Raw genomic sequence first — 15,280 nt, 5'->3', positions numbered from 1 at the left:
TCCTTCTTCCTTCTTCCTTCTTCCTTCTTCCTTCTTCCTTCTTCCTTCTTCCTTCTTCCTTCTTCCTTCTTCCTTCAATTAAAATCCAAAACCCCGCTTACCATCGGGCTTAGTAGTCAGCCAATTAGTCTTTGCCATTGCCAGTTGTTCATCGCTAACTGTAGCGTCAGTCAGATTCGCGCCGCACAAATTCGCGCCCCGCAAATTCGCCTTACTCAAATAAGCGCCCGTCAAATCAGCACCTCGGAAATCCGCGCCTTCAAAATTAGCAGTGCTGCAATAAGCTTCAGTCAAATTTGCCGATCGCAAATTCGCCTTAATTAACCTCGCGTGGCCCAAATTCGCCCCCGACAAATCCGCTGCTTGCAAATTTGCCTTCACCAACCTAGCCTGATAAAAATTCCCCCCCGCCAACTGCGCTTTTGGCAATTGCAAACCCGACAATTCGCAGTCAGCAAAATCGCGTTTACCTTTAAAATATGCCGCTCGCAAGCTGTTGCTTTCCCACTTCACAACAGCTTTCGTTACCTTTGGCGGTGCTGAATTGCCGTTGGAAAATGCCGCAGTTCCGAAAGTTCTGCCGGACTCTGCCAGAGTCCGAGAAACTCTCGGCTGCATTCCCGTATTTCCCGATTGGGTTAATGAACTTCTAGCACGGATGCTTTGGTTCGATCGCAAATCTTGATTAATTTTGCTTTTCGACGACGACCACGAAGTAGCCTCACCGTTAAATATCGTCGCTTCTTCAATTGTGCGACTAGAGCCGTTAAATTGAGTTGCCAAGCCGTCGCAAAGGTCTGCGTCTTCAAATTGACCGTTCAGAGCTTTGACGACATCTGAGGCCGATTGAAAGCGGTGGCCTACCATCGGCTTGAGCATTTTCTCAAGAATCCGCGCAAAATTTGGGCTCACCTGAACGTGGGGCTGCCAAACAATTTCGCCAGTTACGGAATCAAAATCTAAATCCTTGGGCGACTTTGCTGTCAGCAAATACAAGCAAGTCATGCCCAAGGCATAGATGTCGCTGGCAAATATCGGCCGCAGCGCCATTTGTTCCGGGGGAGCAAAACTAAACGTGCCGACTGAAAATTTCGTGTTAGCGCCTTGGTCGGCGGGGTCTAATAATATTGTTTGGCTAACTTGGTCTTTCACCGCTCCGAAATCAATCAGAACTAAGTGATTGTCTTGACTACGGCGAATAATGTTTGCGGGTTTAATGTCTCTGTGAATTACTCCTTGACTGTGGATATATTGCACCACTGACAAAATTTCTAATAGAAAATTTTTAACATCTGATTCGTTGAAACGCCCTGATTGTTTGACTTCTTGTTTCAAGGTCGAGCCTTTAACATACTCTTGAACTAAGTAAAATTGCTGTTCGGTTTCAAAATAATCTAACAGCCTCGGTACTTGCGGGTGGTCGCCCAGTTGGCCGAGGGTTTTCGCCTCTCGCTTGAATAATTCCCGCGCCATTTCTAAAACTCGTGGCGACGAACTACTGGGTCGCAGTTGCTTGACCACGCAACTCGGTTGACCGGGCAAAGAGATGTCTTTTGCCAGAAATGTAGCTCCAAAACCTCCTTGTCCTAACGGTTCAATGACTCGGTAGCGAGCGCGCAGCAATAACCGCGCACCGCAAGTCTGACACTGGAGAATAGAGTCAGGAGGGTTTTGAGGATGTGGACAGCCCGGATTTACGCAGTAGCTCATGTTGATTGAGTTTGCCTATATTTTTCTGATTTGGCCAGCGTCGCTCCACTGCACAAATTCCCTGAAACCGCTTCTGCTAGAAATACTTATCTATCAGTTGCTGGCGGGCCGTGCTGCGGCGTGCGAATTGGAATTGCACCTAAGTCTTTTATGCCGATATCTTTTCCCTATTTTGATTATGTCTCTGCTGTGAGTTTTTGCGGTAGATTATCCTTGAAAATAGTTTAAAGACTTGCTAAAGTTGCCCTTTTTTGTGTAAAGTCTTTCTAAACTTAGGTGCTTTTTGCGCTGTTAGATGTCTCTAGCATACCTCATTCTCTCAATGAGAATGTTACTCATGCCTCAGCAGCCATCGACCGAAAGGGCGATCGCTCGTTTTTGCTTATATGTATCACAATCGTCTTGACAAAATTTAACTAATGTGGTATTAAAAGCTTTCCGTAATAAATTCTGGGACTCAACAGTCGAAGCCCGACGGCGCAGGCTAATGACGAATAGCTACCGAGCACTGACAACTAACTACTGACAAAAATATGCGTATTTCTCTAAACTGGCTGCGGGAATTGGTCGATGTGACAATATCCCCAGAAGAATTAGCCGAAACCCTGACAATGGCAGGGTTTGAAGTCGAAGAAATCGAAGACCGCCGCCAGTGGGCCGACGGCGTAGTATTGGGCAAAATAGTCGCCTGCGAACAGCATCCCAACGCCGACAAATTGAGAGTTTGTCAAGTCGATGTCGGCAAACCAGAAGCCTTGAATATTGTTTGCGGCGCACCAAACGCCAGGGCGGACATTTACGTGCCCGTCGCCGTTGTCGGCACTTTTTTGTCAACAATTGATTTAAAAATTAAACCTGCTAAATTGCGCGGCGTTCCTTCCGAAGGCATGATTTGTTCCCTCGCCGAAATTGGCTTATCTAAAGAATCGGCAGGAATTCACATTTTTGAGCTAGAAAATCCCGAATTGGGCAGCGATATTCGCCCGCTTTTAGGTTTGGATGATGTGATTTTGGACTTGACAGCAACTGCCAACCGTGCAGATGCTTTGAGTATGGTGGGCGTGGCGCGAGAAGTGGCGGCGCTGACTGGGGCGAGTTTGAGAATTCCCGCAGCCGGAGGTGTTGCAATTGAGGGCAAAGAAAGCGCAGGTTTAGCAGTAGAAATATCGGAACCGCAAGCCTGCCCGATTTACATCGGCACGGAAATTGCAGGTGTTAAAATTGCACCGTCTCCAGCTTGGTTACAGCAGCGGTTACAGGCGGCGGGAGTGCGGCCGATTAATAATGTAGTTGATGTAACTAATTACATTTTATTGGAATGGGGACAACCGCTGCACGCTTTCGATCGCGATCGGCTACAATCTTTCACAGGTAATTCCGATGTCAGCATCGGTGTCCGCTTTGCCAAAACAGGGGAATCCTTCAAAACATTGGACGGACAAAACCGCAATTTGCAACCGCAAAACTTGTTAATTACTGCTAGCGACAAACCCGTAGCCTTAGCTGGGGTAATGGGCGGGGAAGATACGGAAGTTCACGAAGGAACTCAAAATTTGGTCTTGGAAGCAGCGATTTTTGACCAAGCAACGATTAGGCGTTCTGCCCGCGCTCAAGGCCTCCGCAGCGAGGCATCGATCCGCTACGAACGGGGGGTGAATCAGGCGGCCTTGACGACGGCGTGCGATCGCGCTGTTGCCCTAATTTTACAGTGGGCTGGCGGTGCTGCGACGGTGCAGAAAACGGCGAGTTCGGGGGAAGATTTGAGTTTTTCGCGGACGATTGAATTGCGTCTCGATCGTGTAAACTCAATCTTAGGACAACTGAAAAGAGGAGAAACTGGCGGTTCTGCATATCTGGAACCGGAGGAAGTGAAAAATATCCTCACAGCGTTGGGATGCGAAGTTGTTTCGACAGAAAAAGCACGGGTTTTTGCGATAACTGTTCCTGCTTACCGCTACCGCGATTTAGAAAGAGAAATTGATTTAATTGAAGAAGTCGCCAGACTCCACGGTTACGACAATTTCTGCGATACTTTACCCAGCGAAACAGAACCGGGTTATCTATCACCAGAATACGCGCAAATACGGAATGTGCGATCGGCTTTTCGGGCTGCCGGTTTGACCGAGTTGATGCACTATTCTTTGGTGAAAACTGAGGGAGACAATCAGGTTGTGCTGGCTAATCCGCTGTTTGTCGAGTATTCGGCTTTACGGACGGAAATGCTGTCGGGTTTGATTGATGCTTTCGGGTACAATTTGGAGCAAGGAAACGGCGCGCTTAACGGTTTTGAGGTCGGACGCATTTTTTGGAAAGAAGGGGATGTAAAGAAAGAAGCAGATGCCGTAGCGGGGATTATTGGCGGCGATCCGACTGTGTGGAAATGGCAGCAAGGTGGGCGCGATCGACCTTTGACTTGGTTTGAAGCGAAAGGTGTCTTAGAAAGTGTGTTTCAGGGCTTGGGTTTGGCGGTGGAATATGCGGGGGATTCGTCTAATCCGCGCTTGCATCCGGGGCGCACAGCCGCGCTATCGTTAAACGGGAAACCGTTGGGAGTTTTCGGACAGTTACACCCGCAATTGCAGCAGGAAAAGGGTTTGCCTGAGCAGGTTTATGTGTTTCAATTAGATTTAGCGGTGTTGTTGGATGAGTTAGGGCGATCGCAGAACTCGACTCGCAAATTCGCGGGTTATTCGAGTTTCCCCGCTTCCGACAGGGATATTGCATTTTTTGCACCGATGGAGGTTCCGGTTGTGGAGATGCAAAGTGCGATGAAGAAGGCGGCTGGTAGTTTGCTTTCTTCGGTGGAATTGTTCGATGAGTATCGCGGCGACAATGTACCGGCGGGACAACGTAGTTTAGCATTTCGGTTGATTTATCGATCGGGCGATCGAACACTAAGCGAAACCGATGTCGAACCAGCCCAACAAAAAGTCCGCGACATCCTAGTCGAAAAATTCGGCGTTAGTTTAAGAAGCTAACTGTTCGTAGTGCGGACTGAAGTCCGCATTCAAGAAGGACTAAAGTCCTCACTACGAACCTAAATCCCAGGTTGGTAGTAAGGACTTCAGTCCTCAAAATTCAGACATAACATTAATAACTTAGTGGACGCAACATCTCCGATACAAAAAAAGAACAATCAGGAAATTGTAAAGGAGAAATACTCGCATCATCCCCCAGAATCACCCGACTTTGATAACCATCCTGACTCGGTTCTCGAAAAACATGAAGTTGCCGATTATTCACATCCAAAACCCAATAATCAGCAATCCCAGACTCAGCATAAATTTTTGCTTTTATACCGCAATCCGTTCTCAGAGTAGTATCAGCAACTTCAATAATCAGATAAATTTCTGAAGGAATTGGATGGTGGTCTTCATAGTAGAGTGGATCTGGTATAACTACAGAAATATCCGGTTCAGGTTCAGAGTAATTATTCATCCGAACCGGATCTTGCAGTCGCACAAAAACCTGCTGTCCTAAACGGTTATCCAGTAATATTTTCGTGCGTGCAATCGCCGCACCGTGGGCTGTTCCTTTTGCTGCCATCTTTACTATCTGTCCTGCCAGTAATTCTACCCGTTCATCTTCATCAAGAATACCAATTTCCGTCATCAGGTCATATTCTTGAACCGTCAACAGCCGAATATCCAATAAAGTCATAGCTTGCTCCTCTATGAATTTAGTAATATTATAGTATAAGTTATAATCAGTCCCGTACTCCGACTGAAGAAACCGGGTTTTTAGTCGAATCGCGGGTTATAACAAGGTCTTTTGGTAAAAAACCCGGTTTCTGGGCCCCGTGGGACTAATAATTTAAATAGCGATAATGTCAAACTTATGGAAGAATTAATGGAGTTGAAGGAGTTGCTACACCGAGGTAAGGTTGCAGAGGCTCTAGTGTTGGTGGAAGAATTGGAAGAAATGAGTAAGTCCGATAAACTTAATAAAATTTTTAGTTATGGGATTATTCTGCTACTACATCTGATTAAAAAAGTTGCTGAAAACCGTACTACTAAGTCTTGGGAAACTTCGATTTTTAATGCGGTTAAGCAAATTCAACGCACTAACAAGCGACATAAAGCGAAAGGCACTTATCTCACGGAAGAGGAATTAGTCGAGACTTTGGAGGATGCCTATGAATCTGGGTTGAAGTCGGCGGCTTTAGAGGCTTTTGAAGGAATTTATGATGTCGAAGAAATTGCCAAGATGGTGAACCGAGATGATATTATGAAAATGGCGATCGGGTTGATTTTAGATAAACAACCTGAAATTTAGATTTTTTGAGAGGTTGACAGATATGACTAAATATGTGATGTGGGGAAGTTACTGCCCAGACGTTCTCGAAAAACGCGCACCATTTCGAGACGCTCATTTGGCTGGATTGGCTAAGCAGAAGGAATCGGGTGTATTAAGTGCGATCGGCCCCACCAAAGACTTAACTAAAGTTTTCGCGATTTACGAAGCCGCAGACGAAGCCCAAGTGCGAGAATTAGTTGAAACCGATCCTTATTGGGTAAATCAGGTTTGGACAGAATACGACATTAAAGAGTGGATTCAAGCGTTTTAAAGGAGTTAGCAGGGTGAACATCTTAAGACTAGGTGACGATGATTTAGTTCCAGTAGACTATGGCGACTTGCTGGACAAGATTTTAGAAGTTTTGCAGGGAAAGAACCCGTTTAACGTATCAGAAGACCGCCGTCGCTTGTTAATTGATATTGACACGATTGCTGCGGATGTTGCCCAAAAGGAAGTGCGAAAACCCTTGGGTTCTTTTGAACGCGAAGCAGATTGTGCAACTGTTAATTTTCCAGCGGAAATTGAGGAGCATTTTGGCACTCAAGTCAGGCAGATTAGAGAGTATTTGCGGCAACAATTAGAATTGAAACTGCCCCAAAACAGCTCGATAGAAAGCTTTGTCGCTAACTTGATTAGTCCTTTAGATTCACCCTCTTTTCGGGGAAGTGGCCAAGAGTTAGGCTTCAAATACGATTTTGGCACCCGCCACCCTTTAGAAAAAGAAAAGCTAACTTTGCAGAGCGTTGGTTCTGGTAGCCATGCGACTTTAAAACTGCACAAATTAACGATTGCTGTCCGAAACACTGATATTTTTGAACAAGAACTAAAGCAGGGTTTACAAAATTATATCAATGAAAATGCCGAGAATAGCAGCGACATACAAGAGCTAAATCATCGTCTTGATGAGATGGTTAAAAATCCCGATTCTGATTTTCACAAATTAATCAAACTTGTAGACAAAGAAACTCTGGGAAAAATTCAGAAAGAAGCTCAGATTATTTATTTAGATTATCTTCTAGAACACATTCGCGCTAGCAACAATACAGATGTGGTAGGAATCATCTATTTAGAAGACTTGATTCGTCGGCTCAGATTGATAGAAGCTTACATCAACGATCCAAATAAATCTGATGGCGAGTATGAGGTCAATTATGCTGGAATTAGAGTTAATTACAGAGAAATATTTGCCAGAGCGGAAGTCCTAAATTCACTGCCAATTATTCCCATTGTAGAAGGTTATTTGGGAGAAAGTACGGACAATTCTCGTAACGAACGTAAGTTTGTATCTGGACTCAAAATTAAATTTGATAATCCCGTTCAAGCGCGCGGTGGAAAAGAAGTATTTGAATATTATCTAAATCTGCTCAATCCAGATAGTGAAGAACACAAAGCAGAATTTGAGGAGTATTCTAATCCCGAAATATTTGTACGCAAAGTGTTAAAAATAGTATTATTGTATCACTTTGCATTTGCATCTCCCCACACCCCAGGGAGGGAAAATTACAACCCTGAATTAGAACTTGATTTTAATCCTATTCCTAGTTTTGAAAAACTAATCAAAGATGTATTAAGTCGTGACAATGACGAAATAAAAAAAAGACTTTTCCGAAATTTTCTGACGAGATTTAAAGAAGTAAATGTTAAACACAAAATTACGCATCTGAAAAGAATGCTGAAAGGCTTTCTTGAGCGACAGACAATTTTGCCAACCCGCACAGAAACGCGACACGTAAACCTCAAAATGGGCTTGGTAGAGGACATTGAAAATATTTTGGCTACTCCTAATAAATTTTTCAATGAGATAATGGATCGAAATTACAAGCAAACGCTCCATTATATTACCGTCAAAGATTCTAGTGTCGATGAAAGATCTATTTGTCAGCTACCAGTCAATATCATCATAGAAGATGTCCGCTATTTTCCTACTGATGAACGGCAAAATTTTAGCATGGAATACAATATTAAAGGCGTTGATATTTTGCCTGTACTTTCTGCACCTAAAGCCGATCGCTCTAGAGCCATATACGAGAAGCATTTTCAGACAAAATTAGTTGTGTTTCCCTATGACGATAAACGACTAGACAGCGGTGATAAAGGTTTGCAGCCAGCGCCGACTTTTGTGTATAAGTTTACCATGCTGCTGCTGTCTTATATCTGTTTGAAGATATTGCTAGAAAATGCTGCGAACAACTTGTTTATTCCGATGGTGAGACTCCATGAAGGCGACGAAAAAAACCCTTCGCCCTCAGAAAAGTTTATGGCTAATCTTTCCAAAACCTTGTCTCATATTTTGAGTGAAAAACAACACTCAACTTCTCAGGGATTTCGCATTAAAAAAGAACCCAAAGGTTACACAATTCGTAACGGTTTGAGTTCGATGTATTCAATTCTGCCGAAACAATTTAAATTTAGCAATGTACAGCTAGCTCCTGAGTTGGACAAGTTAGCAATTATTGTTGTTTCCAGTCGAGATAGTGATGCGAAAAAAAGCAATCAAAATCGCTTCCAAAGACAAGCCAGCTTAATTGGAGAAGTTGTTGGAATCAATCGTATAGACGACAGCACAATTCAAGTTGAAATGCTGAAAACACTTTCTGAAAATTACAGTGTCAGCCGTCTTTATTCTGAGCCGTTAATCCTTGAAGATGTGATGAGTCAGCTTTATCAGCAAGGCTATCGGAATTTCGCCTATATTTCCCAAGCACCTTACATGAGTAGACTGCATATTACCAAGACAGAGGAAGATGAGGAATTGTCTTTTATGTCGAAAAAACTGCTCCGAACTTTGAAGGGAGAACGCCGAGATATCAAGATTTATCCGATATTTTTTGACAAATACTATGTCCGCAGTTTCCTAGGCGATAAGGTAAAATCTTTTTACATTCAGGATGCAATGGAGCTTGAAAGCTTGTTTGCAGATACCAGTCAGCAAGCTGTGATGTTTTTTAACTTGTTTAACGGGATTAAAGTCAAGCAGTCAGGACAAAAGAATTTTTATAACGGTGTGATTTCCTACTCGACGCTGTTAAATATCTATCAAGGTATTCTGGACGATCAAGATATTCGTGAAGGTTTGATTTATGATACTCCAATCAAAAATACTTTGCTACACTATCTAACAATATTCCACTTTTATCGGTATGAAGCTAGTCGCAATATTAGTTTAAAACTTGACCCCTACGAGCGGATTATTGGCGATAAATCGGTTGGTGCTTTGTCTATCTTTAGTCATGCTGACGGTAGGGCAGAATTTAATTCTCTGGCATTTTTGAATAAGGTAAGAGAAGTATTGAATGTCGGTGATGGAGGTACACAATCATGATTGGTGAAGATTTTGGACGGCTGTTTGAGGTTGGCTTCAATATCGGGATTTTGGCATATATTCAGCGGGAAAATATAGCTCACAATTCCGGCGATTCTTACCGCCTAGATTTGCATAAGCTCAGTTTGCCAAAAATGACGGCGGAAATAACTAGGGAAGCTAATTTGCTTGGTAGTTTGGATGCTAAAATTGTTGAAAAATGGAGCCTGTTTTTTGTTCAAAAAGGCTTTCTGGGTGGGTTGAATTTCTTCCGGGAGTACCTCAAATCGACTGGCTGGAATTTAAAGCTGTCGAAAATTTTGTACTGTCAGTGCAGTTTTAGTGATGCTAACAGTATCAGAACCTATAACAAGGATGAAAAAGTAGCGTTTAAAGAGGTATTATCTCAGTTTAAAATTACGAAACCAAATTTATCAGACGATGAGATTAACTCCTACATCCGCCGTTATAAGAAAAAAGGCGAGTTTTTGCAAGCTGATACCCTGATTTTGTTACAGAATGGTAGAGATTTTAGGATTCTATGCGTTGATTTGTCTGTGTTTACTCCCCCGTTGACTTCGGAAAAAGTCGATAATCTCAACGAAATAGAGGTGATGCGGAAGTCTTTGCTCAGAGAAATTAGCTATTTGCGATCGAAAAGTGTTTTTTCTAATCTGCGAATCGATACTAGCACTTTAGGGGTTGATTTTTCCGAGGGTTTAAACCGCTATTTTACGGCTTTTAAGTATAAGGATAAGGAAAGCGCTAAGTTGATTCAGGCTGGTAGCTACGCTCACAGTTTCTACGGTTTTCTGCAAACAACTAAGATGATTCCTGATGATGCTGAGGTTTTGTTGAATGTTGTCGGTTATAGCGATCGCACAATTAACGCAATTTCCCTCCGCAATGATAAAATTGAGATATTGGCGAATTGTGCCAAAATCTACCAGCAGGAATCCAAAGGTAAAGAGATTAACGATGCTCGCGGTGAAGTTTTAGATGCAACCCAACTCAACGCCGCTCGCAGTTTTCAGAATGGCAAAAAGTTTGTCAACGATTTATTGACGATTGGCAAAACTTCTACACCTGTGTGTAATACAGAGCGGGTGGATAACTTTGTCAATTCCATTGATATTATATCAGATCAATTGGCCGATGATTTGCAAATCGATCGCGGATTACACCTGAGAAATGCTCACGCTCAGTTAATTTTCAAAGCACTGGAATCTGAGGAAACTTACCTATTTTTGACAGGGAATCCGGGAATTGGGAAAACAACTGCGATCGCAAATTTCCTCAAAGCACATATTGACGACGGATTCTTGTTTTTTTATGTCAGTCCCCGCAAGCAAGTAAACTTAGATATTATCGAGAAATTCCGAGATCAAAAGACTGGTTTGTTATGCCACAATAAATTATTTTGCATTAACACAAACTCGGATATTATCAAAAGCAATTCTGGACAATGTGCCGTCAACTACGCAGCAAATAATTATCACGAAAATTTCCAACAAAAAACTGTCCACTTCATCAACGACAGCGCAGAAGTACAGCGAAAAGAATATCACAAACCCCAACTTGAAAGGAAGGGAGAAACGGTAATTAAACCTACGAGTGGCAAAACAAATGGAGTGCTAAATAGCATTTGTGAGGGAATATATTCGCTGATCAATCGTAAAACATCGAACAATATCGTGGCTACAGTTTCTATTCAGTCTTTGAAGGTGACAGAATATGGAAAAAATACCCTCCAGCATTTAGAAAAAATCTTTCAAGATGCTTACAATAAGCAGGTAAAAAATGTCATACCCGATAAAATGCAGGAAATGTCCAGCCGCATAAAACACATTTTCATTATGATTGATGAAATCACGGGAGACGACAGCGGCGTTGAGTTTCTGCATGGAATTGATAAGCTGGTTAAAAAATATGAGTTGCACAACTCAAAACATGGTTTTAATACTAAAATTATTGTAGCCGATGCTTCGATTGTTGACCCGGATGTGATTAAACAACACCTAAATGATACCTCGCCGGAACCGGATAAAATTTATTTCAAAAAGCTGCCCAAAAAATCTGAGGAAATCCCGCCATTACAGGTGACTCCTTTTGAATTCAAACGGTTAGCTGCCAAAGTTATCAATACAAATTCCTATCCTGCTAGTAGTTTAGATATAACTTACAAAGTGTTTGTAGAATCTGTCAAATTTACTGAAGATATTTCCTTAAAACTAAATTATGATTTAGTAAAAAGGGTACAGTCTCAAATAATTGAAGATATCAATCAGCGGTTAGCAATCCCTGGTGTGGAACAAATTATCGTCTACATTCAGGATAAGCGAAGATTGACTGAATTAATTATGAGAATTCAATCGAGTCGCGAAAGATTCGAGCCGTTTCTCGATTATCTGGAAGTCCACGCGAATATTTCGGAAGAGGAAAAAGAACAAATACAAAAGTGCAAAAATAAAGTTAAAGTAATCTTCATGACTGCATCGGGAAGTCGCGGCTTGTCTTTCCCGAAAACTAAGCATATTTTAGTAGATATTCCCCGCTTTCAGATTGAAAAAAATCTGATGGAGGTGATTCAAGTTATTTATCGGGGGCGCGGGGAAGATGATGATGGTAATACGCTGGATGGTGAAGCTAAGGAGTTGGTTTTTTACTTGTCGGATACGGCGGTTTATTATGCTGATGATGCGGAACTTTCGCTACAGGAAAGCAAGTTGAGTTTGTTGAATTTGCTGCTAATTCTGAAGACGGCGGTGATGACGCGGATTGTGGGATATGGATATTTGGGTAGGGAAAGGTTTTTGATGATTCCGATTGGCGGGAAGTCGATTTCTGCGGTGGGCGATACTTTTAGCAGCAAAATAGCGAGTTTGATTAAAGCGTTGAAAAGCGAACATCGCAGTCGTCCCCAAAATGTGTATTTTAAGGATGTTTATGAGGGATTGGAGCAGCTTTTGAGTCGCGGGGAGTTTGTTTTGCCAAATTCTGAGGAGTCTGGTGGAAAGGGCAATTCTTACTTGGAAATGCGGGATAATTTTAATCGAAAGTTTTTGCAGATGTGCAATCCTCTTGATGGTTTGCTTGGTTACGATCAGCTAGAGGTAGGTCATGTTTTGGGGAGTTTGTTATTAGTTCCTTTGGCTGATAAAAGTTTGAAGGAAAACTATCAGATGCGGCTGAATGGGGAAATTAAGAAATGTTTGGAGAATCAGTTGCTGAAAAAAATGGAGACGATCGCAAATAGTAAATCCTCTCCTGAGAACGTAAAATCGGCTATTCGGGGTGGCGCGATCGAGCTTTTGCACATTCTCAACGGCGAAATCGAGAAAACTCAGTATTTCGAGCAGCAGAGTCAGCAGTTCGATCGCTATTATGCTATACCTTTGTTTGCTTTTGTCAGCGGGGAGGAAATGCAGGAGTATTTTGCACAGACGAAGCTGGAGGAACCGGAAGACAGGAGGTTTCGGGATATTTTGTCGGCTTATGTGCGATCGACCTATCCGATAGATAGTGTAATGCCGATCGGGCATAAGTACCACGAATTCCCGTTTATCGTGTTCAGAAGCTACAGTTTAGAGCAAAGTCGGGAAAAGATGTTTACGGATAAGTACCTTTTGAGTTCCAATGAATTGAACGTGCTCAACTTGATTTTGTCGAAGCAAGACGGCGGTTGAAACCGCCCGGTTTTCCATAAAAAATTGTACAATAACAAAAATGAAAATTTCCAGCAAACAGGGTTAAACAAATATGGCAGTCAAAGTAGGAGATACGGCACCGGATTTTACCTTAACGTCGCAAACTGGCGCATCAGTTAGCCTCAAGGACTTTCGAGGTCAAAAAAATGTCATCGTCTACTTTTACCCCAAAGACGATACGCCCGGATGCACGGCGGAAGCTTGCGCTTTTCGAGATAGTTATGAAGTTTTCAAAGACGCTGGTGCGGAAGTGATCGGAATTAGCGATGATTCGCAACAATCCCACGAGAAATTTGCATCAAAATATCAGTTACCTTTTACTTTGTTGAGCGATACGGGCAATAAAGTTAGGCAGTTGTACGGGGTTCCCGCTACAATGTGGATTATGCCCGGTAGAGTGACCTATGTGATTGACAAACAAGGTGTTGTCAAGCATATTTTTGACTCGATGTTGGATTTTAAGGCTCACGTTTCGGAAGCGCTGAAGACTTTGGAAAGTATTAAAGGTTAGATTAGTTTTTTGATGTTTAAAGAGTCATATCGTTTATGATTGGATCGGAATGATTTAACCGCAGAGAGCGCAGAGAACACAGAGAAAGAGTTTTTAGATCGCTCGGCGGTTGAAACCGCGTCTACACAAACGAAGTCTCAGCAGAGAGGGACTAAGAAAAAGAGAGGAATTTAGTCCTCTCTTTTTCTTAGCAATTATCTAGCTTTTCCCAACACTAGATTTCTAATGTGCTGCGCTTTCGGCAGTTTTGCTACTTTTGCTATTACCGTTGCCGTTGCGCGGTTGGATAACTCCATAGCCACCGTGAGTCTTGCGTTCGTAGAGCACGTTAATTTCGTCAGTTTCCGCATTGCGGAACATATAGAAATCGTGATCGATAATCTGCAATTGTTCCAAAGCTTCTTGCACAGTCATTGGAGGCATAGCAAAATACTTAGTCCTCACCACCTCAGCAGGAAGTTCGGGAGTTCGATCGCCAATCAAATCCGCTGCTACAGGATGTTCATCAACTACCGCAATTGTTTTGGGACTATTCTGGATTTTGTTGTCGTGGCGTTTTTCCTTAAATTTCCGCAGTTGACGAGCTATCTTGTCGGCAACCAAATCTATGCTGGCATAAAGGCTTTCCGTGCTTTCTTCAGCCCGAATCACGCTACCGTTAGCATAAATTGTCACCTCAGCAGTCTGCTTAGGATTGATCCTGGGGTTACGAGCCACCGATAGATGAATGTCCACTTCAGTAGTCAAAGTTTGAAAATGGCTAACCGCCTTTTCAATCTTTTCGTTGACGTACTCGCGAATCGCATCGGTGATTTCTATATTTTTACCCTGGATAACAAGCTTCATAGAGCTCCCTCCCTTCTGTAACTTGGGTATAGTTTATACAATAGCATTATGTATTCAACAAAACACTTTTCTTTCAAATCTTTTTTATATGTTGACAATTCTTGATTTAAACTGCACCAATATTCCGTAAAAACACTATTGATTTTTTTCATGCTTTCCCCTATTATCCCTCAAAACCTAAATGCACAACCCTGCTTGCTCCTCGATTGGGGACAAGTGCCTTACTCCCAAGCTTGGGAAATCCAGCAAAAATTGGTGCAAGAGCGTCGGGAAAATCCTGATTTGCCTGATGTGCTGATTTTGCTGGAACATCCGCCGGTTTACACTTTGGGGCTGGGATCAAAGTTGGAATTTCTGAAATTTGACAGCGAAACTCAGCCAGAATTGCACCGAGTTGAGCGGGGCGGTGAGGTGACTTACCATTGTCCGGGCCAGTTGGTGGGCTATCCGATTTTAAATTTGCGCCGTCACCAGCAGGATTTGCACTGGTATTTGCGGCAGTTGGAGGAAGTGCTGCTGGGGGTGTTGGAAGTTTGCGGGCTGAAGGGTTCGCGGGTTGCCGGCATGACTGGGGTTTGGGTGGATGGGCGCAAAGTAGGTGCGATCGGGATTAAAGTCAGCCGCTGGATTACGATGCACGGTTTTGCTTTAAATGTTTGCCCGGATCTGACAGGTTTTGGGCAAATTGTACCTTGCGGGATTCCCGATCGACCGGTTGGCAGTTTGGAGCAATTTATACCGGGAATTGAGGTCAAAACTGTGCGATCGATCCTACTCGCTGAATTTGCTCGCGTTTTTGCAGTGGAAATTGTGCGATCGAATGTGTAGGGTCAGGGTAAGAGCATCTAATTTGGTATAAAATGTACTTGAAAAATTACTTCAGTCATGGTAATAGGCAGGTGAAAATA

Annotated in this window: 10 protein-coding genes; 7 read left to right on the top strand and 3 right to left on the bottom strand. The window is 42.9% G+C overall.

The window, feature by feature from the left end; translation table 11 throughout:
• Positions 1 to 78 precede the first annotated feature (78 nt).
• Complete coding sequence (locus QUB52_RS26660) at positions 79 to 1,710, bottom strand: serine/threonine-protein kinase (RefSeq protein WP_265239130.1); 1,632 nt, start codon at positions 1,708 to 1,710, stop codon at positions 79 to 81.
• 533 nt (positions 1,711 to 2,243) lie between these two features.
• On the opposite strand from QUB52_RS26660, the gene pheT reads away from it, so the two are divergent.
• The gene (gene pheT, locus QUB52_RS26655; protein ID WP_332975349.1) at positions 2,244 to 4,688 is read left to right on the top strand and encodes a phenylalanine--tRNA ligase subunit beta; all 2,445 of its coding nucleotides are present in this window, start codon (positions 2,244 to 2,246) and stop codon (positions 4,686 to 4,688) included.
• A gap of 112 nt (positions 4,689 to 4,800) precedes the next feature.
• Here pheT and QUB52_RS26650 read toward each other — a convergent pair whose 3' ends face one another.
• Positions 4,801 to 5,370, bottom strand: coding sequence for a Uma2 family endonuclease (locus tag QUB52_RS26650; RefSeq protein ID WP_332965832.1), 570 nt, complete (start codon positions 5,368 to 5,370; stop codon positions 4,801 to 4,803).
• A 177-nt stretch (positions 5,371 to 5,547) separates the two neighbouring features.
• Here QUB52_RS26650 and QUB52_RS26645 point away from each other — a divergent pair, with 177 nt between their 5' ends.
• The 5 genes from QUB52_RS26645 (at position 5,548) to QUB52_RS26625 (ending at position 13,526) form a co-directional block, all read left to right on the top strand.
• Positions 5,548 to 5,985, top strand: coding sequence for a DUF29 family protein (locus QUB52_RS26645; protein ID WP_332965834.1), 438 nt, complete (start codon positions 5,548 to 5,550; stop codon positions 5,983 to 5,985).
• 22 nt (positions 5,986 to 6,007) lie between these two features.
• Positions 6,008 to 6,277 (top strand): YciI family protein, encoded by a 270-nt coding sequence (locus tag QUB52_RS26640; protein WP_265239134.1) that lies wholly within the window; start codon positions 6,008 to 6,010, stop codon positions 6,275 to 6,277.
• A 13-nt stretch (positions 6,278 to 6,290) separates the two neighbouring features.
• Positions 6,291 to 9,329: a hypothetical protein gene (locus QUB52_RS26635; protein ID WP_332975348.1), complete on the top strand. Its 3,039-nt coding sequence runs from the start codon at positions 6,291 to 6,293 to the stop codon at positions 9,327 to 9,329.
• Positions 9,326 to 12,994 carry a helicase-related protein gene (locus tag QUB52_RS26630; protein ID WP_332975347.1) on the top strand — a complete coding sequence of 1,223 codons (3,669 nt, stop codon included), beginning with the start codon at positions 9,326 to 9,328 and terminating at the stop codon, positions 12,992 to 12,994. Before QUB52_RS26635 ends, QUB52_RS26630 begins: the two co-directional genes overlap by 4 nt.
• Positions 12,995 to 13,067: 73 nt before the next feature.
• A complete protein-coding gene (locus QUB52_RS26625; RefSeq protein WP_265239137.1) occupies positions 13,068 to 13,526 on the top strand; it encodes a peroxiredoxin in 459 nt (152 codons plus the stop codon).
• Between the two features lie 222 nt (positions 13,527 to 13,748).
• Here the strand turns inward: QUB52_RS26625 and hpf are convergent, their stop codons facing one another.
• Positions 13,749 to 14,372 carry a ribosome hibernation-promoting factor, HPF/YfiA family gene (gene hpf / locus QUB52_RS26620; RefSeq protein ID WP_265239138.1) on the bottom strand — a complete coding sequence of 208 codons (624 nt, stop codon included), beginning with the start codon at positions 14,370 to 14,372 and terminating at the stop codon, positions 13,749 to 13,751.
• 150 nt (positions 14,373 to 14,522) lie between these two features.
• On the opposite strand from hpf, the gene lipB reads away from it, so the two are divergent.
• Positions 14,523 to 15,200 carry a lipoyl(octanoyl) transferase LipB gene (gene lipB / locus QUB52_RS26615; protein ID WP_332975346.1) on the top strand — a complete coding sequence of 226 codons (678 nt, stop codon included), beginning with the start codon at positions 14,523 to 14,525 and terminating at the stop codon, positions 15,198 to 15,200.
• Positions 15,201 to 15,280 lie beyond the last annotated feature (80 nt).

The organism is Microcoleus sp. A6-C6 (genome assembly GCF_036705955.1).
In the GTDB taxonomy this organism is placed as follows: Bacteria; Cyanobacteriota; Cyanobacteriia; order Cyanobacteriales; family Microcoleaceae; genus Microcoleus.
Note: the sequence above shows the minus strand (reverse complement) of the source record. Positions and strands in the feature narration are given on the sequence as shown.